The 22,447-nt window shown below is 64.0% G+C and carries 20 protein-coding genes and 2 pseudogenes; 7 read left to right on the forward strand and 15 right to left on the reverse strand.

Annotated elements, in window-relative coordinates; translation table 11 throughout:
* The 3 genes from ccsB to ACPP3B_RS03600 all read right to left on the reverse strand — a co-directional run bounded on the left by ccsB (position 1) and on the right by ACPP3B_RS03600 (position 4,313).
* Positions 1-1,368 carry a c-type cytochrome biogenesis protein CcsB gene (ccsB, locus tag ACPP3B_RS03590; RefSeq protein WP_424859739.1) on the reverse strand — a complete coding sequence of 456 codons (1,368 nt, stop codon included), beginning with the start codon at positions 1,366-1,368 and terminating at the stop codon, positions 1-3.
* Entirely contained in the window at positions 1,365-3,509 is a 2,145-nt protein-coding gene (locus ACPP3B_RS03595) for a cytochrome c biogenesis protein ResB (RefSeq protein ID WP_424859740.1), read from the reverse strand. Before ACPP3B_RS03595 ends, ccsB begins: the two co-directional genes overlap by 4 nt.
* 189 nt (positions 3,510-3,698) lie before the next feature.
* Positions 3,699-4,313 (reverse strand): c-type cytochrome, encoded by a 615-nt coding sequence (locus tag ACPP3B_RS03600; RefSeq protein WP_424859741.1) that lies wholly within the window; start codon positions 4,311-4,313, stop codon positions 3,699-3,701.
* A 93-nt stretch (positions 4,314-4,406) separates the two neighbouring features.
* Here ACPP3B_RS03600 and yihA point away from each other — a divergent pair, with 93 nt between their 5' ends.
* Together yihA and ACPP3B_RS03610 are read left to right on the forward strand one after the other, a co-directional pair.
* Positions 4,407-5,057: a ribosome biogenesis GTP-binding protein YihA/YsxC gene (gene yihA, locus ACPP3B_RS03605; protein WP_424859742.1), complete on the forward strand. Its 651-nt coding sequence runs from the start codon at positions 4,407-4,409 to the stop codon at positions 5,055-5,057.
* Positions 5,058-5,096: 39 nt separating this feature from the next.
* Positions 5,097-6,023, forward strand: coding sequence for an alpha/beta fold hydrolase (locus tag ACPP3B_RS03610; RefSeq protein WP_424859743.1), 927 nt, complete (start codon positions 5,097-5,099; stop codon positions 6,021-6,023).
* On the opposite strand, the gene ACPP3B_RS03615 is transcribed toward ACPP3B_RS03610, so the two are convergent.
* Positions 6,003-6,845: a lysophospholipid acyltransferase family protein gene (locus tag ACPP3B_RS03615; RefSeq protein WP_424859744.1), complete on the reverse strand. Its 843-nt coding sequence runs from the start codon at positions 6,843-6,845 to the stop codon at positions 6,003-6,005. The two genes, ACPP3B_RS03610 and ACPP3B_RS03615, sit on opposite strands and share 21 nt — an antisense overlap.
* A gap of 185 nt (positions 6,846-7,030) precedes the next feature.
* Here ACPP3B_RS03615 and metK point away from each other — a divergent pair, with 185 nt between their 5' ends.
* Complete coding sequence (gene metK, locus ACPP3B_RS03620) at positions 7,031-8,215, forward strand: methionine adenosyltransferase (RefSeq protein ID WP_424859745.1); 1,185 nt, start codon at positions 7,031-7,033, stop codon at positions 8,213-8,215.
* A 59-nt stretch (positions 8,216-8,274) separates the two neighbouring features.
* Here the strand turns inward: metK and ACPP3B_RS03625 are convergent, their stop codons facing one another.
* From ACPP3B_RS03625 to ACPP3B_RS03635, 3 genes and pseudogenes are all read right to left on the reverse strand, one after another.
* The gene (locus ACPP3B_RS03625) at positions 8,275-9,375 is read right to left on the reverse strand and encodes a glycosyltransferase family 4 protein (protein ID WP_424859746.1); all 1,101 of its coding nucleotides are present in this window, start codon (positions 9,373-9,375) and stop codon (positions 8,275-8,277) included.
* Positions 9,376-9,409: 34 nt separating this feature from the next.
* A pseudogene (locus ACPP3B_RS03630) lies at positions 9,410-9,622 on the reverse strand (lytic transglycosylase domain-containing protein); the annotation flags it as partial.
* Between the two features lie 30 nt (positions 9,623-9,652).
* A pseudogene (locus tag ACPP3B_RS03635) lies at positions 9,653-9,817 on the reverse strand (DUF4124 domain-containing protein); the annotation flags it as partial.
* 98 nt (positions 9,818-9,915) lie between these two features.
* Between ACPP3B_RS03635 and ACPP3B_RS03640 the strand changes: the two are divergent.
* From ACPP3B_RS03640 to ACPP3B_RS03650, 3 genes are all read left to right on the forward strand, one after another.
* The gene (locus ACPP3B_RS03640) at positions 9,916-10,905 is read left to right on the forward strand and encodes an IS5 family transposase (protein WP_066708478.1); all 990 of its coding nucleotides are present in this window, start codon (positions 9,916-9,918) and stop codon (positions 10,903-10,905) included.
* Between the two features lie 420 nt (positions 10,906-11,325).
* Positions 11,326-12,497 (forward strand): IS3 family transposase gene (locus tag ACPP3B_RS03645; RefSeq protein ID WP_424859250.1). Its coding sequence is split into 2 segments (ribosomal slippage): positions 11,326-11,581 and positions 11,581-12,497, totalling 1,173 coding nucleotides; the frame shifts between segments, so codons are not numbered across the junction.
* An 11-nt stretch (positions 12,498-12,508) separates the two neighbouring features.
* Positions 12,509-13,704 (forward strand): IS3 family transposase gene (locus tag ACPP3B_RS03650; RefSeq protein WP_424859747.1). Its coding sequence is split into 2 segments (ribosomal slippage): positions 12,509-12,788 and positions 12,788-13,704, totalling 1,197 coding nucleotides; the frame shifts between segments, so codons are not numbered across the junction.
* A gap of 9 nt (positions 13,705-13,713) precedes the next feature.
* Here the strand turns inward: ACPP3B_RS03650 and ACPP3B_RS03655 are convergent.
* The 3 genes from ACPP3B_RS03655 to ACPP3B_RS03665 all read right to left on the reverse strand — a co-directional run bounded on the left by ACPP3B_RS03655 (position 13,714) and on the right by ACPP3B_RS03665 (position 16,805).
* A complete protein-coding gene (locus tag ACPP3B_RS03655) occupies positions 13,714-15,318 on the reverse strand; it encodes a beta strand repeat-containing protein (RefSeq protein ID WP_424859748.1) in 1,605 nt (534 codons plus the stop codon).
* A 288-nt stretch (positions 15,319-15,606) separates the two neighbouring features.
* The gene (locus ACPP3B_RS03660; RefSeq protein WP_424859749.1) at positions 15,607-16,548 is read right to left on the reverse strand and encodes an Rpn family recombination-promoting nuclease/putative transposase; all 942 of its coding nucleotides are present in this window, start codon (positions 16,546-16,548) and stop codon (positions 15,607-15,609) included.
* Between the two features lie 101 nt (positions 16,549-16,649).
* Positions 16,650-16,805, reverse strand: coding sequence for a hypothetical protein (locus tag ACPP3B_RS03665; RefSeq protein ID WP_424859750.1), 156 nt, complete (start codon positions 16,803-16,805; stop codon positions 16,650-16,652).
* A gap of 20 nt (positions 16,806-16,825) precedes the next feature.
* Here ACPP3B_RS03665 and ACPP3B_RS03670 point away from each other — a divergent pair, with 20 nt between their 5' ends.
* A complete protein-coding gene (locus ACPP3B_RS03670; protein WP_132963481.1) occupies positions 16,826-18,064 on the forward strand; it encodes an IS256 family transposase in 1,239 nt (412 codons plus the stop codon).
* Here the strand turns inward: ACPP3B_RS03670 and ACPP3B_RS03675 are convergent.
* The 5 genes from ACPP3B_RS03675 to ACPP3B_RS03695 all read right to left on the reverse strand — a co-directional run bounded on the left by ACPP3B_RS03675 (position 18,029) and on the right by ACPP3B_RS03695 (position 22,395).
* Positions 18,029-19,258 carry a tyrosine-type recombinase/integrase gene (locus tag ACPP3B_RS03675; protein WP_424859751.1) on the reverse strand — a complete coding sequence of 410 codons (1,230 nt, stop codon included), beginning with the start codon at positions 19,256-19,258 and terminating at the stop codon, positions 18,029-18,031. The genes ACPP3B_RS03670 and ACPP3B_RS03675 overlap by 36 nt on opposite strands.
* 278 nt (positions 19,259-19,536) lie before the next feature.
* Complete coding sequence (locus ACPP3B_RS03680; protein WP_424859752.1) at positions 19,537-20,043, reverse strand: hypothetical protein; 507 nt, start codon at positions 20,041-20,043, stop codon at positions 19,537-19,539.
* Positions 20,021-20,620: a helix-turn-helix domain-containing protein gene (locus ACPP3B_RS03685; protein ID WP_424859753.1), complete on the reverse strand. Its 600-nt coding sequence runs from the start codon at positions 20,618-20,620 to the stop codon at positions 20,021-20,023. The genes ACPP3B_RS03680 and ACPP3B_RS03685 overlap by 23 nt, the downstream gene beginning before the upstream one ends.
* A 75-nt stretch (positions 20,621-20,695) precedes the next feature.
* Entirely contained in the window at positions 20,696-21,184 is a 489-nt protein-coding gene (locus tag ACPP3B_RS03690; protein WP_424859754.1) for a single-stranded DNA-binding protein, read from the reverse strand.
* 39 nt (positions 21,185-21,223) lie between these two features.
* A protein-coding gene (locus tag ACPP3B_RS03695) for an IS3 family transposase (RefSeq protein ID WP_424859250.1) occupies positions 21,224-22,395 on the reverse strand; the annotation gives its coding sequence in 2 pieces (ribosomal slippage) (positions 21,224-22,140 and positions 22,140-22,395; 1,173 coding nt in all).
* Positions 22,396-22,447: the final 52 nt, after the last annotated feature.

Consider the following 22,447-nt stretch of genomic DNA (forward strand, 5'->3'; position numbering starts at 1 on the left):
TCAGAGCGAGCCGTAGCTGTGCAGGCCGCTCAAGAACATGTTGACACCGAGGAAAGCAAAAGTGGTGATGGCCAGCCCCACCAGCGCCCACCAGGCAGCGACCGTTCCACGCAGGCCCTTCATCAAGCGCATGTGCAGCCATGCGGCGTAGTTCAGCCACACGATCAGCGCCCAGGTTTCTTTCGGGTCCCAGCTCCAGTAGCCACCCCACGCCTCCGCCGCCCACAGCGCACCCAGCACGGTGGCGATGGTGAAGAACGCAAATCCGACCGCGATCGCTTTGTACATCACGTCGTCGAGCACCTGCAGGCTGGGCAAGCGCTCGGCAATGCGCCGCCGCGCGGCCAGAATGCCGCCCACGATCAGCGCCGAGACGCCGAAGTACACGAACCAGTAACTGCCTCCCTTGTCTGCCGCCCCTTGACGGAACACCAGCGGCTCGAAGCACAGCACGATCCCCAGCACCCACAGCGGCAGCAGCTTCCACCAGCGCGTCTCCGCTGCGCTTTGCTTGATCAGATAGGCAAACGCCAGCATCGCCGCGATGGCAAACGTGCCATAGCCGATGAAGTTGGCCGGCACGTGCAGCTTCATCCACCAGCTCTGCAGCGCGGGCACGAGCGGCTGAATCTGGTGCGCCTCGCGCACGACGGTGTACCACAGCAAAAAGCCCACCGCCGCACTGACGATCAGCATGGCGAATGCGCCCATACTGCGGGTCTGATAGCGATCCTCGTAATACAGGTAGTACGCCGCGGTCAACCACGAAAACAGCACGAACACTTCATACAGGTTGCTGACCGGAATATGGCCGATCCCCGGGCCGATTTGGTGGCTCTCGTACCAGCGCACCATGGTACCCACCAGCGCCAGCGTCACCGCCGCCCACGCCAGGCGCGAGCCCAGCATCTGCGCGGTCTGCCCACCGCGCGGTGCCAGCAGCCCGATCCAGTAAAACACCGTGCTCATGAAAAAGAGCACGCTCATCCACAGGATGGCCGACTGGCTGGACAAAAAGTACTTGAGCAAAAACACTTGATCGGCACGTGCCAAGTCGGCACGCCCATCGACCTGATACAAGCCGATGGCCAGCAGCGACAGCGCCGCCACCACCACCGTGAGCGCCTGCACCGGGCGCCAGAACCACGCCAGTGCGATCAGGCTGGGCGCCGTGCCAGCCAGGATCGCGCGTTCATAGACGTCCATGCGCGCGCCATAGACGGCAAACGCAACGGCCGTGCCCGCCAGCACCAGCAGGGCGTACAGCCAGTCCCAGCGCGTGCGCGCCACCAGCCAACCACGCCAGCCCGTGGCGCCGGTGCGCTGTTTGTCCAGTTGCAAATCGATCGTCTGCGATGCCGATGTCATGTCGTCCCCTCCTGGGTGGGCGGATGCAGCAAGCCCTTGAGGCCGTCGAATTCACGATCGTTGTCGAGCAGCTTGCGGTTGCTCGACAGCGCCATCGTCGCCTGACTACCCGCGCTGCCAGTGGGCGCCAACCACACCCACAAGCGCCGCTCGCGCACGTACAGCATGGCAAAAACGCCGATGATGAGCAACAGGCAACCGATATAAACAATGGTCTTGCCAGGGGCACGCGCGACCTGAAACACGCTGGCCTGTACGTGCTCGTAGTCGGTCAGCTCGAACGTCAGCGGCGCCGGATAGAAAAACGCATCCGACAGGGCCAGCACCGCTTGCGTCATGAACGCGGCCGTGGCGTCGTTGCGCTCGGCGGGCGGCAGGCCGGCGCGCTCGCGGCTGAGCTGGTGCAGCTCGAACAGCGTGCCATTGAGGATGCGCAGCAACACCTCGCCCGCGCGCTCGCGCTCGGCCTCGGGGACGTTGGCCTCCAGAAAAGCCGACAGCGCTTGCAAGCCGCCCAAGCGCGGGGCGCCGTTGTGCGGCAGGCGCTCGAGCTCGGGGTCGTCGCCGGCAAACAAATTCAAGGTCCTGTGCGCCGACGCGGTCAGCGCCTCGACCACGCTGGCGGGCTGGCCTGCGGCCGCCATCGCCACATAACGCCGCACCGCCATCGTTCGCAACGCGTCGTCCGCTAACGCGGCGCGCAGGCGAATGAAGCCGTCGAGACTGTCCTTCTCGTCCACCGGTACGCGCAGGTAACGAAACGGCTCGGACGGGGATTCCCGCACGCCCAGCAAGTAAACGCGCTGGCCGTCCAAGTCGATCGGCAACTGGTAATTATGAAATTCGCGCGCTTGCCCAGCCTCGTCGCGCAGCCGGTACGTGATGCTGGGACCGACGTTGCGCAGCACCCGTTCGGTCGCGGTCTTGTTGCCCGCCCCCAGGCGCGACTCGATCGCTTGGCGCAAATCGACCTTGCGCACATCGGCGCCGGCGCCGGCGTTGCCACTGAAGTTTTCCACGTTGATGACGCGCAGCCCGGTGAACTCCAGCCGCAGCCGCTGCTCGCCATTGGTCAACGTGGTGGCTTCGCCGATGCGCCCTTGCACTTCGAACGGCTTGACGTTGGCGCCCATCGGCAGCGCCCGCAGCTTGACCAGCGAGCCGCCGTCGTCGAAGCTGGACTGATAGATCTGGATCCCCCGGTACTCGACCGGGTGGTTGACTTCCACCCGTGCTGGGCGCGCCTCACCGGTGTAGCGGTCGTGGATGACGATATCGCTGGCAAACAGCCGCGGCATGCCCGTGTCGTAGTACTCGACGATGAATTTTTTGAGCTCGACGTCGAACGGCAACTCCTGCAGGATCATCCCCTGGGGTTGCGCGAGCACCGCGACGCCAGCGCGCGTGCCTTCAGTGACGAGCAGGTTGCCCCGAAAGGTCGGGTTGGTGTCGCGCAGTCGGTGTTTGTCCGGAATCTCGGCGATCATGCCGCCGCCCTGCAGGGGCTCCTTGCCGCCAAACCACATCTGCGCGCGCACCATGAGGTCGCCATCGAGCAGCCCACCAATGCAGATGATGACAATGGCCGAATGCGCGGCCAGATAGCCGAGCTTGTTGGCGGCCCCTGCCTTGGCCGCCACCATCCAGCCGGTGCCGTGGGGCGTTTCGCGCGATTGCAGCCGCACCTTCCAGCCGCGCGCCAGCAGCGCCTGCCCGATGCGATGGGCCGCACGCTCGGGCGCCTCGGGCAGGGTCGCCTGCGCCTTGTGGTGAAACGCCTGCAGGCTCTGCTCGCGCACGTGCTCTTTGAACTGGCGCAAGTCGGCCAGAATCTTGGGCGTGTTGCGCGCGATGCACAGCGAGGTGCTGACCACCAAGAACGCCAGAATCAGCAAAAACCACCACGCGCTATAGACCGAATACAGATCCAGCGCGTCAAACACCTGCGACCAAAACGGCCCGAACTGGTTGATGTAGTTGTTGATCGGCTCGTGCTGCTTGAGCACCGTGCCCACCACCGACGCGATGCAGATCACCGTCAGCAGCGCGATGGCAAAGCGCATGGACGACAGCAGCTCCACCACCGTGGCGAAACGGCGCGAGGGCAGCTTGAGCTCGATACCGGCGGTGGAGGCGCTCATGCGGGCAGACGACACGAAAAAGGCAGGCCGACGGTGGGCCTGCCTGGATTGAGAGTGGAGCGTCGGGAGAAGGTTCCGAGGGCAGACAAACGACCCGTGCAGATATTACCCGACACTGATATTCCCCTGACCGCCTGCGGGCGTATGGGTGGGCACGTGGTGGGCGCGTCGGGCCACCCACCCCGGCACTCAGCGCAACCCAGCCGTGTACTCGGCCAGGGCCTGGATTTCGCGGTCCGTCAGGTAACGCGCAATCTCGTGCATGGTCTTGTTGTTGGCCCGCTCGTTGCTGCGGAACAGCTTGAGCTGCGTCGCGGTGTACTCGGCATGCTGGCCGCTCAGGCGCGGGTACTCGGCCGGGATGCCAGAGCCCGCCGGCCCGTGGCACCCCGCGCAGGCGGGAATGCGCCGATCGACGATACCACCGCGATAAATCCGCTCACCCAAGCGCACCAGCTCGGCATCGGTGGCAAATCCCGGCGCGCCCTTCTGGCTGGCCAGCCAGTGGGCGATGTCGGTCATGTCCTGGTCGGAGAGCGCGCTCGCAAAACCCACCATCACGGCGTTGGCCCGCTTGCCCGACTTGTATTCCTTGAGCTGCTTGATCAGGTACTCGGGGTGCTGCTGTGCAAGCTTGGGGTTGGCGGCAGTGGTGGAGTTGCCATCCGCGGCATGGCAGGCCACGCACACCTGACCGTAGAGCGCGGCACCGCGTTTGAGGTTGGGCTGCGCGGTCTGCGCTTGGGCGCTCCAGGGCAAGGTGGCGGCCAGGACGGCTCCGATGAGCGTGGCGATGGGTTTCATGGCTGGGTCGCTGAAGGATGGGACGGCACCGGGGCCGACCCCGACGCCCTGTACGGAACGCCCAATTCTACAATGGCGCCAAACACACCCCGTATGACGACCATCAACCCCTCGACAGCAGCACAGGCAATGGCCTGGCTGCACACGGCGCGCTTCCTCACTGAAGCGCCGCAACTGCAAAACCTGCCCACGCTGGACGTGCCCGAGATCGCGTTCGTCGGCCGCTCCAACGCGGGCAAGTCGACCTGCATCAACACGCTCGCGCAACAGCGCCAGCTTGCGTTCGCCTCCAAGATGCCCGGGCGTACCCAGAGCATCGTGCTGTTCGCGCTGGGCAAGCAAGGCGCCACCGATGCCGTGCTGGCCGACCTGCCGGGCTACGGCTACGCCGCCGTGCCACAGGCCGCCAAGCGGCGCTGGCAGCAGGTCATGGCCAACTATCTGGTCAGCCGCCCCAACCTGCGCGCGGTGGTGATGCTGTGTGACGCGCGTCTGGGCCTGACCGAACTCGACCAAGCACTGCTCGACATCATCCGCCCGCGCGTGGAGCAGGGGTTGGATTTTCTCGTGTTGCTCACCAAAGCCGACAAGCTTTCGCGGCCCGAACAAACCAAGGCGCTGTCCATTGCGCGACTCCAAACCCACGGCGGGGATGCGATGCTCTTTTCCGCCCTCAAGCGCCAGGGTGTGGAGGCAGTGGCCCAACGGCTGTGGGATTGGACGCACGCGCCAGCCTCTGCTTGACCCACGGTGCGGCGGGGCCATGCGCCGGAGCCCCTTCCCATGATTGAAACCTTCGATCTACCGCTGCCCCACGGCATCACTCTGAGTGTGCGCGCCGCTGGCGACCCCACTCGCCCAGTGCTGCTGTTTCTGCACGGCTTTCCGCAAGCCGCCTTCGTGTGGGACGACGCGCTGCGCCACTTTGTCGACCCCGCACATGGTGGGTTTCGCTGCATCGCACCCAACCTGCGCGGCTACGAGCGCTCCAGCGCACCCAAGGACGTGCAAGCCTACCGCGCCAAGCACCTGGTGCAAGACATCACGGCACTCATCGAACAGGTGACCGTCCATGGCCCCACACCCGGGCGCGTGGCCGGGCTCGTCGCCCACGACTGGGGTGGCGCCGTTGCCTGGAACCTGGCCGCGCTGCAGCCGCAGCGGCTGGATCGGCTCGTCATCCTCAACTCCCCACACCCGGGCACGTTCTGGCGCGAGCTGCGCACCTCGGCCGCGCAGCAGCAGGCCAGCGCCTACATGAACGTCCTGTGTCGCCCCGACGCCGCACAGTGGCTGGCGGCCAACGGCTACGCCAAGCTGTGGGCTTTTTTTCGGGGGATGTCCGACACGTCCCGGTGGCTCACGCCCGCGCTGCAGGCGCAGCACGAGGCGGTGTGGGCCCTCGGCCTGCAGGGAGGGCTCCACTATTACGCCGCGTCGCCGCTGCGCCCACCCAGTGCCGACGACCCCGGTGCCGCCGGGGTGGAGCTACCCAATGCGCTGCTGCGCGTGTCCGTGCCTACGCTGGCCATCTGGGGCATGCGCGACCAGGCGCTGCTGCCCGGCCTGCTCGAGGGACTGGAGGCGTGGGTCCCGGACTTGCGTATCGAGCGGCTGCCCGACGCCACCCACTGGTTGCTGCACGAGCAACCCGAGCGGGTGCTCGCGTCGATCGAAGCGTTCGTCGCGTCAGCCCAGCGGGCGCGGTGATTTGTAGCGCGCATAACCCCACAAGTACTGGGCCGGGGCTCGCGCGATCAGGCGCTCCATCGCACGGTTGATCTGCGCAGCCGCCAGGGCGGCATCAGCGGCCAGGGGCTCGTCCATCACCTGCGACCACGGCTGCACGTGCACCACATAGCCACGCCCCCAGGGCAGCCGCTGCCCCCACGCCAGCAGCACCTGCACGCCGGGCTGCTGCGCCAGCCGCGCGGCCAGCGTCATGGTGTAGGCCGGGCGACCAAAAAACGGCGCCCACACCCCGAGCCCCTCGGGCGGCACTTGATCGGGCAGCAGACCCACCGCCTCGCCGCGGCGCAAGGCGTGCATCAACTGGCGCACGCCGGCCAGCGAGGTGGGTGCCGCCGCCATGCCAGGGCGCTGTCGGGCTTGGCGCAGCACCGCATCCAGCCCGGCGTGGCGCGCGGGGCGGTACAGCACCGTGATCGGCGCGCCGGCCCGGCCAAAGCGCTCGGCATAAGCGCGCGGCGTGACCTCGAAACACCCCAGGTGCGGCGTCAAGAACAACACCCCACGCCCCTGCGCCAACGCCGCCTCGATGTGCGCCGCCCCCTCCCAACCCACGCGCACCGGCGGCCCAAACCACAGACGCGGCAGCTCCGCCACCTGTTGGCCCGCCGCCCCCACCGACGCCCAGCGCGGCCACCCGCGCAGCCCGGCCAGCCGGGTGTGCTCGCGCCAGCGCCGCCGGTAGGGGGGCGACAACAGCCACACCACCCAGCCGCCCACCCAGCCCAGGGCGTGCAGCAGCGGCAAGGGCCAGCGGGCCAGCAGCGACAACCAACGCATCATGACGGCGGGATTGAGCAAGGGAACGACACATCTCTCGGCGACGCGGATACAATCCGGGCCTATCGCCGAGTTACCGAACTACTTGCGGGCGATTCACAAATGCCGCTAAAGCGTTCGCCACACCACCCGCTCACGGGGCGCCGGCGCAACGCCGGCAGCCAACCCACACACGGAGTGTAAACACCATGGCGAACGACTTCCTCTTCACCAGCGAATCCGTCTCCGAAGGTCACCCGGACAAAGTGGCCGACCAGATCTCGGATGCCATCCTGGACGCCATCCTGGCACAAGACCCGCGCTCGCGCGTGGCGGCCGAGACCCTGTGCAACACCGGCCTGGTGGTGTTGGCGGGCGAAATCACCACCAACGCGCATGTGGACTACATCCAAGTGGCGCGCGACACCATCCAGCGCATCGGCTACGACAACACCGAGTACGGCATCGACTACAAGGGCTGCGCGGTGCTGGTGGCCTACGACAAGCAGAGCAACGACATCGCGCAGGGCGTGGATCACGCGAGTGACGACTACCTCAACACCGGCGCGGGCGACCAGGGGCTGATGTTCGGTTACGCGTGCGACGAAACGCCCGAGCTGATGCCCGCGCCCATCTACTACGCGCACCGCATCGTCGAGCGCCAGGCGCAACTCCGCAAGGACGGGCGCCTGCCCTTTCTGCGCCCGGATGCCAAGAGCCAGATCACGATGCGCTACGTGGATGGCCGCCCACACAGCATCGACACCGTGGTGCTCTCCAGCCAACACAGCCCGGAGATGAGCGACGGCAAGCACATGAAGCCCGCGTTCATCGAGGCGTGCATCGAAGAGATCATCAAGCCCGTGCTGCCCAAGGAGTGGCTCAAGGACACGCGCTACCTCATCAACCCCACGGGGCGCTTCGTCATCGGTGGCCCGCAGGGTGATTGTGGCCTGACCGGGCGCAAGATCATCGTCGACACTTACGGCGGCGCCTGCCCGCACGGCGGCGGCGCCTTTAGCGGCAAAGACCCGACCAAAGTCGACCGTTCCGCGGCCTACGCTGCGCGCTACGTGGCCAAAAACATCGTCGCCGCGGGGCTTGCGCGCCAGTGCCAAATCCAGGTCAGCTACGCCATCGGTGTGGCGCGCCCGATCAACGTGACCGTGTACACCGAAGGCACGGGCGTGATCCCGGATGACAAGATCGCCGCCATCGTCAACGAGGTATTCGACCTGCGGCCCAAAGGCATCATCCAGATGCTGGACCTGCTGCGGCCGATCTACAGCAAAACGGCAGCCTACGGCCACTTCGGCCGCGATGAGCCCGAGTTCACCTGGGAGCACACCGACAAGGTGCAGGTGTTGCGGGATTTGGCGGGAATCAAGGGCTGAGCGTCGCAAGCGGGTGCATTCGGGGTATCGTCGAATCAATGGTCACCGAAACGCATATCTCACCGCCGCAACCAGCGTGGCACCTTGAACCGCACAATCGTCAAATACGCGGCGACGTAGCCCACCACGAATAACCCACACCCCAGCATCAGCACGGGCGTCATGTCCCAAAACAGGACCGCCGGTACGACGGTCGTCATGGCAAAGCCCCACAGGTAGGGAGACGTTCGGTTGTTTCGCATCAACAGTTGCCGCGCGGCATCGTCGTGGAACACGCCGCGCACGATGCGTCGGTAAATCAACTGGTGAAAGTGCAGCGCATCCGCCACCCCTGGAGAATCGCCCCGGACCACTTTGCGATAAACGGAAAAAAGTGTCTCGACGACTGGATACGACAACAGCAACATCGGAAACCAGGGTGACACCGCCGGATTGCGCTGCACCAACGCAATGGCCGCGATGGCCAGCACGCTGCCCCACAGGTAGGCGCCGCCATCCCCTGCAAACAGCAGGCCACGCGGGTAGTTCCACACCAGAAAGCCCGCCGTCGCGCCGGCCAGTGACGACAGCAGCGCCGCCAGCGGCCAGTCGCCGACCTTCAGCGCTACATATGCCAGTGCGGCTGTGATGGCCAATGCCACGGCACCCGCCAACCCATTGTAGCCATCGATCAGGTTGAAGGAGTGTGGCAAACCTGCCACCGCCAGCCATGCCAGGGCGATGCCAAACCACGGCGTCCAACGCCACCATTCGTCGAACCACGGCAAGCCAGAGCGATCGATATTCAACCCCAGCACGGCGACCGCGAGCGTTGCGGAAACACCCGTCAACGCAAAACGAAGAAACGGGCGGAGCCGGTGCGTCAAATCCTCGAAGATCCCCCCCAGCACGGCGGGCAGCACCGTCAACACGACAGCCACCCACACTGGCCATGACACGACCGACAAGCGTAAATCTCCCATGATGGGGTGCACCTGTCGTGCCGAGACCAACACAAACGCGGCGAGCATCGCTACGCCGCCCAAGCGTGGCACGTCCCCCGCGTGGAAACGCTGCGGCGCGTCTGCGGGGTAGCGATGGGCGAACCTGCGGCCTTCGCGTACCAGCCATCCGCATGCGAGCAGTGACACCAGAAAAGAAAGGACCAACTGCGTCAACATGGCGTGGCGTGGTGGGCTCGCTCGACTTAGGGGCTTACCCTGCAGAGCCCGTCAATGCGCGGTAGTAGCGCATGACGCGGGTGACATACTGCTGCGTCTCGGGATAGGGCGGTATGCGCTGACCGTGGCGCAGCACGGCGCCCTCACCCGCGTTGTAGGCCGCGATCGCAAGCTCCAGCTCCCCCTCGAACATGCGCAGCAGATCGGCCAAATAGCGGGTGGCAACCCTGACTTTCACTCGCTCGTCCGGCCCGAGCCACTGCAACCGTTTGACGGGGGGCGGCGCAACGTTACCTATATGGGTAACCCCCTGGGCATCCACGTACGTCCAAAGCCGCGACGCGCACGCCCAAGGGGGCACGCAAACCATCGCGACCGCCAACGCCGCACGCGCCACTTTGCCGCGCATGTTCCACCGAACAACTATCTGCCGATTTCGCATTTTTTCATTCTACGGCAGTCACCCGCCCGTCCAGTCCGACCTCTAGGGAAGGTCTGCAAAACCTTCCTGCCAGACTGCCGGGATGGGACAATAGCGACATGAAGCAGATGAGTCTGGAGGCGCCGATGTATACGGGCTTTGAGCTGCGCGCCAAGCGCACCCGCAAGCGTGCGTTTTTGGAGCAGATGGACCGTGTGGTGCCGTGGGCAGAGTTGGTCGCACTCATCGAGCCGTATGCGCCGAAGGCGGGTCCCAAGGGTGGGCGGCCACCCTTTGCGGTAGAGAAGCTGCTGAGGATTCATTTTTTGCAGCAGTGGTTTGGTCTGTCGGACCCGGCGGTGGAGGAAGCCTTGTACGACACGCCGCTGCTGGCGAGCTTTGTTGGTCTGGACCTGGGGGTGGATGTCGTGCCGGATGAGAGCACCATCCTGCGCTTTCGCCACCTGCTGGAGCAACACGGCCTGAGCCAGCGTATCCTCGAGACGGTCAATCGCATCCTGACCGAGCGTGGCCTCATGCTCAAGAGCGGCACCATCGTGGATGCCACGCTCATTGCTGCTCCCAGCTCGACCAAGAACGCCCGCCGTGAGCGCGACCCTGAGATGCACCAGACGAAGAAGGGCAACCAGTGGTACTTCGGCATGAAAGCGCACGTTGGGGTCGACGCCGAGACAGGGCTGGTACACACGGTGGTGGCCACCGCTGCCAACGTCTCGGATGTGACGCAGGCGCATCGGCTCTTGCACGGGCAAGAGACCGACGTCTTTGCCGATGCGGGCTATCAGGGAGTGGACAAGCGAGCGGAAAACCAGGGCAAGCAAGTCGCTTGGCACGTGGCCATGCGGCCGGGCAAGCGCCGGGCATTGGACAAGCGCACTTTTCTTGGCCAGGTGATGGATGCCTTGGAACGCACCAAGGCGCGCATTCGTGCCAAGGGTGAGCATCCGTTTCGGGTACTCAAATGCCAGTTTGGCTACCGCAAGACGCCCTATCGAGGCTTGGCCAAGAACGGCGCGCAGCTCAACGTCCTGTTTGCGCTGGTCAATCTGTGGCTGGCGCGCAAAGCCTTGCTGGCTGCGACGGGATAAGTGCGCCCGCAGTGGGCTCACTGGGGCCGGATGAGGCTGCAGAGGGCCCACGAAGGGGCTTGCTGGAGCCCAAGAACCGTTCAGCATCTGTTTCGATCCCATCCTACGAAACGATATTGACCCTGAACTCGTCGCCACGAACGAGTGGGCGGGGTAGTGCAGAGGTTCCCTAATATCGACATCAGCGTTAACTGCCGTGACACGGAAGATATAGGCATTGCTATCATTACCGTTGACAACGACGAGGTCTCCCACGGAAAGGTTATTGTCGAAAGCGTTGTCGTTGCCAGCCGTGGGGTTGGTCAGCGCCAGGAAATTGGCAATCAGGGTCGCCTCATCGCTACCTGTCACGTTCATTGACCTTGCCCCTGGAAACCGGATCCCTTGCTGAGTGGTTGAATACAGGCAAGGAGAACGGAAGTGACGAAGGCAACGAGAGCGCGCTACACGCTGGAGTTCAAGCTGGAAGCGGTCAGGCTGGTCAAGGCTGGCCAGAGCATGGCGGCGACGGCGAAGATCCTGGGCATTGCGCAACAGACGCTGCACAACTGGATCCGTGCGGACCGAGACGGTCGTCTGGCGGGGGCTGGAAGCAAGCCGGTGAGCCCAGAGCAGATGGAGATCGCCAGGCTGCGCGCGGAGCTGGCGCGGGTCAAGATGGAGCGCGACATCCTGGGAAAAGCGACGGCGTACTTCGCGAAGGAGCGGGGGTGAAGTACGCCTGGATCGAGCGTAACCGCAAGCGCTGGCCCGTGTCGGTGGCGTGCGCAGTTCTGGGGGTGAGCCCCAGTGGGTACCACGACCACCGTGTGCGCCAGGCACGACCACGACGTGGGATCAGCAACGATGCTCTGCTGGTTCATATCCGAGCGATCCATGCCGAAACGCGTGGCGAGTACGGCTGGCCGCGGATCTGGAAGGAACTGCTGGCACGCGGCATTCGGGTGGGTAAGGAGCGCGTTCGCAAGCTCATGAGCCTGCACGGCATCCGCGCCCGAGGCAAGCGCAAGTTCAAGGCTACGACCGACAGCAACCACAAGCTGCCGGTGGCGCCGAACCTTGTGGATCGGCAGTTCAAGCCGGCCACGCCGAACGCCGTGTGGACGAGCGACATCACGTATGTGGCCACCGACGAGGGCTGGCTGTACCTGGCGGTGATCATCGACCTGTTCAGCCGCCAGGTCGTGGGCTGGTCGATGCAGCCGCACATGCGGCGCGAGCTGGTGATTGACGCGTTGCACATGGCCTGGTTCCGCCGCCATCCGCCGCCGGGACTGATATGCCACAGCGATCGCGGCAGCCAATACTGCAGTGCCGACTTCCAGAAGGCGCTGACCGGCTACGGCATGCGCAGCTCGATGAGTCGCAAGGGGAACTGCTGGGACAATGCGCCCACGGAAAGCCTGTGGGGCTCGCTCAAGGTGGGCAGGCTGCACGGCAAACGCTTCAAGACCCGGCGCGACGCCATGGACGAGATCGTCGACTGGCTGACGTTCTACAACCACCGGCGGCTTCATTCGTCGTTGGGCTATGTCAGTCCGATGCAATTCGAACGGGCTTGGCTTGCCGCCCAGAAAAGGCAGGCTGCGTAACGGTCTCAGCTATGGGATCCGGAACTCGCGGGCAAGGTCAGAAGGCAACGAGAGCGCGCTACACGCTGGAGTTCAAGCTGGAAGCGGTCAGGCTGGTCAAGGCTGGCCAGAGCATGGCGGCGACGGCGAAGATCCTGGGCATTGCGCAACAGACGCTGCACAACTGGATCCGTGCGGACCGAGACGGTCGTCTGGCGGGGGCTGGAAGCAAGCCGGTGAGCCCAGAGCAGATGGAGATCGCCAGGCTGCGCGCGGAGCTGGCGCGGGTCAAGATGGAGCGCGACATCCTGGGAAAAGCGACGGCGTACTTCGCGAAGGAGCGGGGGTGAAGTACGCCTGGATCGAGCGTAACCGCAAGCGCTGGCCCGTGTCGGTGGCGTGCGCAGTTCTGGGGGTGAGCCCCAGTGGGTACCACGACCACCGTGTGCGCCAGGCACGACCACGACGTGGGATCAGCAACGATGCTCTGCTGGTTCATATCCGAGCGATCCATGCCGAAACGCGTGGCGAGTACGGCTGGCCGCGGATCTGGAAGGAACTGCTGGCACGCGGCATTCGGGTGGGTAAGGAGCGCGTTCGCAAGCTCATGAGCCTGCACGGCATCCGCGCCCGAGGCAAGCGCAAGTTCAAGGCTACGACCGACAGCAACCACAAGCTGCCGGTGGCGCCGAACCTTGTGGATCGGCAGTTCAAGCCGGCCACGCCGAACGCCGTGTGGACGAGCGACATCACGTATGTGGCCACCGACGAGGGCTGGCTGTACCTGGCGGTGATCATCGACCTGTTCAGCCGCCAGGTCGTGGGCTGGTCGATGCAGCCGCACATGCGGCGCGAGCTGGTGATTGACGCGTTGCACATGGCCTGGTTCCGCCGCCATCCGCCGCCGGGACTGATATGCCACAGCGATCGCGGCAGCCAATACTGCAGTGCCGACTTCCAGAAGGCGCTGACCGGCTACGGCATGCGCAGCTCGATGAGTCGCAAGGGGAACTGCTGGGACAATGCGCCCACGGAAAGCCTGTGGGGCTCGCTCAAGGTGGGCAGGCTGCACGGCAAACGCTTCAAGACCCGGCGCGACGCCATGGACGAGATCGTCGACTGGCTGACGTTCTACAACCACCGGCGGCTTCATTCGTCGTTGGGCTATGTCAGTCCGATGCAATTCGAACGGGCTTGGCTTGCCGCCCAGAAAAGGCAGGCTGCGTAACGGTCTCAGCTATGGGATCCGGAACTCGCGGGCAAGGTCATTAAGAGCCTTGCTCTCAAAGTTTACAAGACCAGTAAAGTCGATCAAATCCCCACCTACACCGGCGTTGAAGCCGGTAGCGATGAAGAAGCCGTTTGGACCGACCGTTGTGGGGTCCAGGGCGATGGTGTTGGCACCCGTGCCGAGCTGAACCAGCGTGATGTCGTCCGTGCCGTTACCCCCCCCCACGGTGACCACGTTGTTGCCATTGCCGAGCGAAATGGTGACCGACTCGTTCGAGAAGCTGGTATCGATCGTCAGCTTGCCATTGACGCCGGTGGCATCGACGGTGGTCAGCTTGGTCGAGTTGAGCGCAGCATTGAAGGTCAGGTCCTTGGTGGCCTTCAGGGTGAGCGAGGTCAGCGCGGTGTCGGACAGCGTCAGGTTGGCGTTGCCGTTGGCCTGCACGTCGATGGTGACGTTTTCGACGTTGGGCAGGGTGAGGGTGCCGAGGTTGAACGCATTCCCCGTCGCCAGCGCCACTTCAGCGCCGCTCGCGTCCTTGTTATTGACGACCACCGTGGTGGCGTCAGACGAGCCCGTGCCTTTGCCCGGGGCGAGGTTGACGGTGAGGTTGTCAAAGGTCTGGTTGCCGTTCGTTTCATTCCCCTGGTAGCCGACCGTCTGCAGCACCTGTTCGGCGTTGGTGAGGGTGATGGTGTTCGCTCCACCGTCCTCACGCACGATAAAGGTCTTGATGTCGGTGTTGCCACTGAGGTTGAAGGTGAAGGCGGCACCATTGGCGCTCGCCGAAATGGTCTCGATGCCGCTGATCTGGTTCTTGGTGGCGAGGTTGGCATTCAGCGTGACATCGAGGCGGTCGGTGCCGTCACCGCCGGTGACTTTGTCCTTGTCGGTGAAGTCGCCTAGGCCAAATGTGAAGCGGTCATCCCCCTTGCCGCCGGTGGCCGTGATGTCTTTGCCTGCGCCGAACGCTACACGCACGCCGGCCGTGGAGGCGCTGGCATCAAAGGTGGTGATGTCGGCATCGAGGTTCCGGATACGCAGCGCAGCGTCGGCAGCAACGTTGATGGTCTTCAGCGAGCCGCTGGCAACATTGTCGGTGATGTTGTTGATGTCGGACTTGCCGCCGGAGGTCTTGACGTTGACCACTTCGACGCCGTTGCTGACGGTAACGGTTTGCGCTGCCGCGCCTGTCGCGGTGTCGAGCAGTACGGTCACGGCGTCGTTCGAGCCGGCGAGCAAGGCGTTGGACCAGTTGGCGGTCAGGCTTTGCGTGGTGTTGGTGATCCCCACCGCGGTGGAAAGCGAACCGATGTTGCTGATGGTCTGCGCGCCAACGGCATCCTTCATGATGATCTGCTTGGCGCCCGTGACGCCGGTGGCGTTGAATGTAACACCACCACCCGCGCCCACCTGGACGGTGATCGTGTCGACATCGGTGATCGTCGCCGAGCCGGGGTAGCTTGTGCTATCCAGAATCACGCGCAGCTCGTCGCCAACGACGCCGGTGCCGACGATGACGTCACCGGCGTTGAGGGTGGAGACGGAGTTGTTGAAGTCCACGATACCGACGACGGACTTCTGGGCGTTGGACAGGGTGATGTTGTCCACACCCGTTGTGAGCATGAGAATACCGCCGCAAATTCACCAGTAAAATCATATTCGTAAAGCATATAAATATCGTTGTTATGTTTTTATATTGCGACAAACCATCGTTTTTGGCGTTTTACCCGTGTGCTTGCTTTGTCGCTTTGTCGCAAATTTGCAGGGCGTAGCAACTCAGGCGAGCATGGCCACCCACGCAACCATTCACCTCTGCGCGTACACTCAAAACAAAATGGGCCGCCCCAGAACAGGCAGCCCGCTACCAGCTCGTGGGCAGCGACACCCCGCCACCGCTTAGCGCTCGAACAACTCCTCAAGACTGCCCACGCTGAGCATCGCCGCCACCCAGCGCTGTAGTTGCTCGTCGCTTGCTTGTTGAAGCCGCTCATGCGCCCAGCTCGGCAGTTCACCGAAGCGCAGGCGTGCCTGTATGGAAACGGCCTTGGCGAGCCCGTTGTGCTCACCCGCTTCCATCGCTTGGTCGTACCACAAGTCAAGCTTCTCGTGCAGTTTCATCGATGGCTCCAGCCAGTCCACGCGTTGTTCCAGATCGGCGGTAATGCTACCCCGGCGACGGCTGCGGCGCAACCACTGTTTGAGCCACAGCGTCAGGTGCCGGCGCATCGATGCGGAAGCGTCATCGCTGAGCCAACTTTGCAGCGCTGCCAACAACTGCTGCAGTTGCTCGCGGCTTTCCCCTTGCTCCAGCTCGAACACAGCCTGCACCAGGTTGCGCACCGCCGGCACCTCATGCCTGACCAGGAGCCGCTGTTGCAGCAACACGTACTTCAGCCGTGGCAGATACCCTTGCAGGGTCGACAGCGAGGCATCAAAAAGCTCGGCGACATCGGCAGGCGCGTGCCATGCGTTCTCACCCGTGTAGAGCACCACCGGCAGCAACAGCGGCAGACTGCCGTCGTCGTTCATCTGCTTTTCTCGGAGCAGGTGCTGCGCGAGCAATGCTACGTATCCCAGCATGCGCAGCGCCATGTGCTGCTCCGGCTCCTGCTGAAACTCGAGAAGCAGGTACACCCAAACCCAGCGCTGACCCACTCGCAGCCGCCAAACCATATCGTCATGACGTTGCGTCTCGGACGGGTCTACATAGCTGGCGTTGACACGCTCAAGGGTCGAGAAATCGGCTTGGTCCCAGGGGCCGGGCACATACGCCCGCAGGAGGTCTTCAACGAGGCGCGGCTCGCTGAAAAGCCATTTGTAACTGGCGTCGTACGACATGCCGGGAATCATAATGAGCACGGGCCGGGGTCAGCCCCCGGCCCGGCAATCAGACTGTCAATCGCGATGCAGACCCCCGGTGATTTGCTGTGCGGACAGCGTCACACCCCCTGCAGCAGCCGTTGAGCCAAAACCTCTTCCGTCTGCTTGCGAGTCTTGTCGGTCAAGTGCAAGTACTTCATCGTCGTCTTGAGCTGCGTATGCCCCAGCGCTTCTTTGACGAGGGTGTCAGGATTTTTGTGTGAGGGGCCTACCATGACGACTTCCAGGAGCCCCCATGCCACGCAAGAAGACCACCCCCGCCGCGAAGCCGGACGCCATTCTTCCCGACGAGCTGCTTGAGAAGCTGATCCCCGGACCGATGGACGCCGCCGGCGTCGAGGCCGTGTTCCAGAAGCTGAAGAAGGCCGTGATCGAGCGCGCCTTGGGGGCTGAGCTGGGCGTGCACTTGGCCAGCCCCGAGGGCGGCTGCGGGAACCATCGCAACGGCCGCAGCGGCAAGACCGTGCTGACCGACGGCGGGCCGCTGCGGATCGAGGTGCCCCGCGACCGGGCCGGCAGCTTCGAACCGCAGCTGATCCCGAAGCATGAGCGCCGGTTTGCCGGCTTTGACGACCGGATCATCTCGATGTATGCCCGCGGCATGTCGGTGCGCGAGATTCAGGGCCATCTGGCCGAGATGTACGCCATCGAGGTGTCAGCGGAGTTCATCAGCGCCGTCACCGACGCGGTGATGGCCGAGGTGGGGGCCTGGCAGGCCCGGCCGCTGGAGCCGATGTACCCGGTGGTGTTCTTCGATGCCCTGCGGGTGAAGATCCGCGAGGACGGCGTGGTGCGCAACAAGGCGGTGTATCTGGCCTTGGGCGTGCTGCCGGACGGGACCCGCGACATTCTGGGGCTTTGGATCGAGAACACCGAAGGCGCGAAGTTCTGGATGAAGGTGTTCAACGATCTCAAGACCCGCGGGGTCACGGACCTGCTGATCGGCGTGGCCGACGGCCTGAAGGGCCTGCCGGAGGCACTGGAGGCGGTGTTTCCGGCCACGACCCTGCAGACCTGCATCGTGCACCTGATCCGCAACAGCCTCGACTATGCGAGCTGGAAGGACCGTAAGGCGCTGGCCGCGGCGATCAAGCCGATCTACACCGCACCGAGCGCGGAGGCCGCCGAGCGCGCGCTGGACGCGTTCGAGGCAGGGCCGTGGGGCCAGCGCTTCCCGACCGTGGTCGCGGCCTGGCGGCGGGCGTGGAGCCGGGTGATCCCGTTCTTCGCGTTCCCGCCCGAAGTGCGGCGGATCATCTACACCACCAACGCCATCGAGAGCGTGCATTCGCGGTTACGCAAGATCATCAAGAGCCGCGGGCACTTCCCAAGCGACGAGGCGGCCACCAAGCTGATCTGGCTGGCCTTGCGCAACATCACCGCGGACTGGAAGCGGGCGAGCAAGGAGTGGAAATCGGCGATGAACCAGTTCGCGATACTATACGGCGACCGCTTCACCCTCGCACCACGCTGAACGACACGAGGACAGATTCAGAAACCGCCCCACACACAAAAAACAGGACATCCCCTCTTTGACCGCCACGATGTTGACACCCGCCTCCAGCAAAGCCGAAGCAAAGCTGTGCCGCAAGTCGTGCAGCCGCAGACCCGCAAATCCCGCCGCATCGCGCACCGTCTCCCACAAGCAGCGGCGGCTATGGTAGGGCTCACCGGTCTTCGGATTCGCAAAGACCCATCGCGTCTGCAAGCCAGTCTCGGCTTGTGTTGCCCGGCGTCGCTGCAGCATCTGCATGACAGGCGCACTCAGGTGCTTGACGAACGCCTTCTTCTGTTTGACCTCGCTCGGCTCGTAACGAATCAGACCGCGCTCGAAATCGACCTGGTCCCAGCTCAAGCGATAGACGTTGCTGCGGCGCAGTCCGGTCAGAGCAGCCATCAGCAAAGCGTCAGCGAAGTCGGCATCGTGCTCGCGTGCGACCGCCAGCAGCCGGTGGACCTCCTCGGGTTGCAGGAAGCGCCCTTTGACGACCGCCACATCACTGCCCAGCTTCAGTCCTGCGGTTGGGTTATCCACTACGCCTGGCACCTTTTGGCGGCGCGCTTCGTTGAACACATGGCGCACCAGAATCAGCACCCGCTTGACCGTGCCCTCCGACAGCGTCTTTCCCGCCTGCTTCTTCCAGCGCCCCCCGGCAACGGGTTTGCGGCGCAGCTGCTCTTGAAACGCCAGTATGTGCTGCAAAGTGACTTTCGTCATCAACAACTGCCCCAAGACAGACTCGACGTGATTGCGATACAGCGACACGTGGGTCTCCGCGTTTTTGGACTGGGCGCGTAACGTGGCCAAAAATCCCCCGTAGAAGAAGTCTGACAGGGTCAGACCAGTGCCCCGCGCCGGTGGGCGACCGCGCTTGGCACGGGATTGATTGCGCACACTCACCAAAAGCTCGCGCGCCTGCCGTCGTGCTTCATGCGCCGCCAGCTTGCCCACAACGCCGAGTTTGTGCTGGCGACGCTGACCATCCGGGCCGCGCAGGGTGACGAAATAGTTTCCTGTCCCGGTCCGGGTCAGCTGTGCGCCGAACCCCGAGACCTCGGTATCAAACACCTTGACCGCCGGCTTGGCCGTCGGAACGCAGCTCTTGAGCGCTGCTTCTGTGATGTGCAACTTCATAACGTATGCCCTCGATACGCCCACGGCTCCCATCGGTGGAACCGACGCGCTGGCAGGGCCCTCCCCCGCCGCATCCCGTGACCTGAGGGGCGATACCCGGTCACGTATCACGTGTAGCGAAGCGCACTGAAGGTACTTTTCTGGACCGCCGTCGAAGTCGGTCGAAGCCACAGAAGACACATAAGTCATTGATTTGTTTCAACGTACATAAAAGAAAGCCCCCCAAGGCAGGGGGCCTCGAGGGGGTTCAAAATCACAAAACTTTCAGTAGTTTTTGTCTATTGACCTGATTTTTTCGGTTGTTTTAGTATTTACTTTCGTGGATGGACGTCGGGCACGATGAGTCGACGCTCGCTTCCCGGCTCATCCCCGTTCATGCCTGCAAGCAGCGCAAAGACGGCGACGACTTGTGCATCGTCGAGCACGGCGCCGAGCTTCGGGTGCTGTTGAAGCAGCATCCGCTGACAGCGGCCCAACCCAGACGGGCTCACAAAGTCGGTCAGGCGAAGTTGGTGCAGACCCACTCGCAGCGCGACTGCGGGCAGCTTCAGAACCCGTTTGAGCACCGCAACGGCCTCGTCTTCGAGCTCGAGCGGCTTGCCGCGAACAAAGAAGCTTCTCAGTTCCGCCGCGGAAGTGCCCAGGATGACCGCCAAATCGGCGGGCAGCAGGCGCTCTTGCACGGCCTGCCGTGCCAGCAGCCGTTTGACGGGTGTCACTGTATCGCTGGGCAGCAGCGCCGCCCAGGCCGCAATGACCTCTTCCCACGGATTGGCTGGGGGCTCGGGCAGCAGGTCACAGAAGTGTGTCATGGCCATCACGCTCCGACTCGCGGACCTCCTCAGCTGCGAGGCTCGTGGCCAGCCGAAGGGAGGACCAAGTCATCGGCGGCAGGATGCGGCTGACCCCAAAATCCTGCTGCGTCGCTTCTTCATACAAGCTGACCAGCAGTTGCTGGGCATCGGCCGGCAGTGCTCGCAGCAGTGGTTCATCGATGAATCCGGCGTACGCGGGGTCTTCCAGCAACGCTTGCAGGCCCTTGCGAATGCGTCGCTCAGGGTTGCCGGGCGCACTGAAGTCGCTGACATCGATGCTGCCCGACAGCAGCAACACGTTGAGCGTGCTCGTGTCGAGATAGCTCGCACACGCACGCGCGAAGTCGAGCGAGATGCGGCTGACATCGCGCGTGCCCGAGCGCAGTTGCATCAAATAGCCCGAAGTCACGCCCAGATGCTGGGCGAGTTCGACTTGGCTGTGACCGTTCCGACTCGCCTGGCGTCGCAGTGCGACGAGCAAGCGGGGTTCAGGCCGGTCGTGGCGCTGTTCGCTCTCCCGAATCGACGGGGTTGTCTTGGCATTCTGGGCGGGGAGGGTCGTATTCACGGTCGTGTTCATGCTGTGGTTGTCCTCAATAGCTGATGCATGGCCCGCACGCTCGCGGGGCTGCTGGAAGAACGTCACGTCGGTCTTTCACACGAGACTGAGCCACCGGGTGTCGACGTCGTCTGGCACTGCGTGCGGCTTCGAGTCGCACGCAAGCGGCGGCGGTGTCGTCGAACGCTGGCTTGGCGCACCGGGGGCCTTGGCCGCGGGCTGGCTGACGATGTCTTCGCGCTTGCCGTCGCGCGTGATGCGCGTCAGCGCAAACGCCAGCAGCGTCAAAATGCCCATGGGCTTGCCGTCGCGGGCGATGAAGACATCGTTCTTGAGCTTCCCCGTCACACAGACGAAGTCGCCTTTCTTGAGACCGGGGTCTTCGTCGCGGAACAGGCGCACGGTGTACCAAGTCGCCTCAGAATCCCCTTTCACCGATTCCGCGGCGCGGAACTCGTAGTAGGCCTTGCCGCTGGTGGCGGCGACTTTGCGGGTCGGCTCGATAGCGACATTGCAATACACTTGCATCGCGTGTCCTTTCTGTACAGATGTTGGGTCGTTGGGGGTCTGGGGCTGCGGCAACATGACCTTGCCCGCGAGTTCCGGATCCCATAGCTGAGACCGTTACGCAGCCTGCCTTTTCTGGGCGGCAAGCCAAGCCCGTTCGAATTGCATCGGACTGACATAGCCCAACGACGAATGAAGCCGCCGGTGGTTGTAGAACGTCAGCCAGTCGACGATCTCGTCCATGGCGTCGCGCCGGGTCTTGAAGCGTTTGCCGTGCAGCCTGCCCACCTTGAGCGAGCCCCACAGGCTTTCCGTGGGCGCATTGTCCCAGCAGTTCCCCTTGCGACTCATCGAGCTGCGCATGCCGTAGCCGGTCAGCGCCTTCTGGAAGTCGGCACTGCAGTATTGGCTGCCGCGATCGCTGTGGCATATCAGTCCCGGCGGCGGATGGCGGCGGAACCAGGCCATGTGCAACGCGTCAATCACCAGCTCGCGCCGCATGTGCGGCTGCATCGACCAGCCCACGACCTGGCGGCTGAACAGGTCGATGATCACCGCCAGGTACAGCCAGCCCTCGTCGGTGGCCACATACGTGATGTCGCTCGTCCACACGGCGTTCGGCGTGGCCGGCTTGAACTGCCGATCCACAAGGTTCGGCGCCACCGGCAGCTTGTGGTTGCTGTCGGTCGTAGCCTTGAACTTGCGCTTGCCTCGGGCGCGGATGCCGTGCAGGCTCATGAGCTTGCGAACGCGCTCCTTACCCACCCGAATGCCGCGTGCCAGCAGTTCCTTCCAGATCCGCGGCCAGCCGTACTCGCCACGCGTTTCGGCATGGATCGCTCGGATATGAACCAGCAGAGCATCGTTGCTGATCCCACGTCGTGGTCGTGCCTGGCGCACACGGTGGTCGTGGTACCCACTGGGGCTCACCCCCAGAACTGCGCACGCCACCGACACGGGCCAGCGCTTGCGGTTACGCTCGATCCAGGCGTACTTCACCCCCGCTCCTTCGCGAAGTACGCCGTCGCTTTTCCCAGGATGTCGCGCTCCATCTTGACCCGCGCCAGCTCCGCGCGCAGCCTGGCGATCTCCATCTGCTCTGGGCTCACCGGCTTGCTTCCAGCCCCCGCCAGACGACCGTCTCGGTCCGCACGGATCCAGTTGTGCAGCGTCTGTTGCGCAATGCCCAGGATCTTCGCCGTCGCCGCCATGCTCTGGCCAGCCTTGACCAGCCTGACCGCTTCCAGCTTGAACTCCAGCGTGTAGCGCGCTCTCGTTGCCTTCGTCACTTCCGTTCTCCTTGCCTGTATTCAACCACTCAGCAAGGGATCCGGTTTCCAG

The organism is Tepidimonas sp. HKU77 (assembly GCF_049728535.1).
Lineage (GTDB): Bacteria > Pseudomonadota > Gammaproteobacteria > Burkholderiales > Burkholderiaceae_C > Tepidimonas.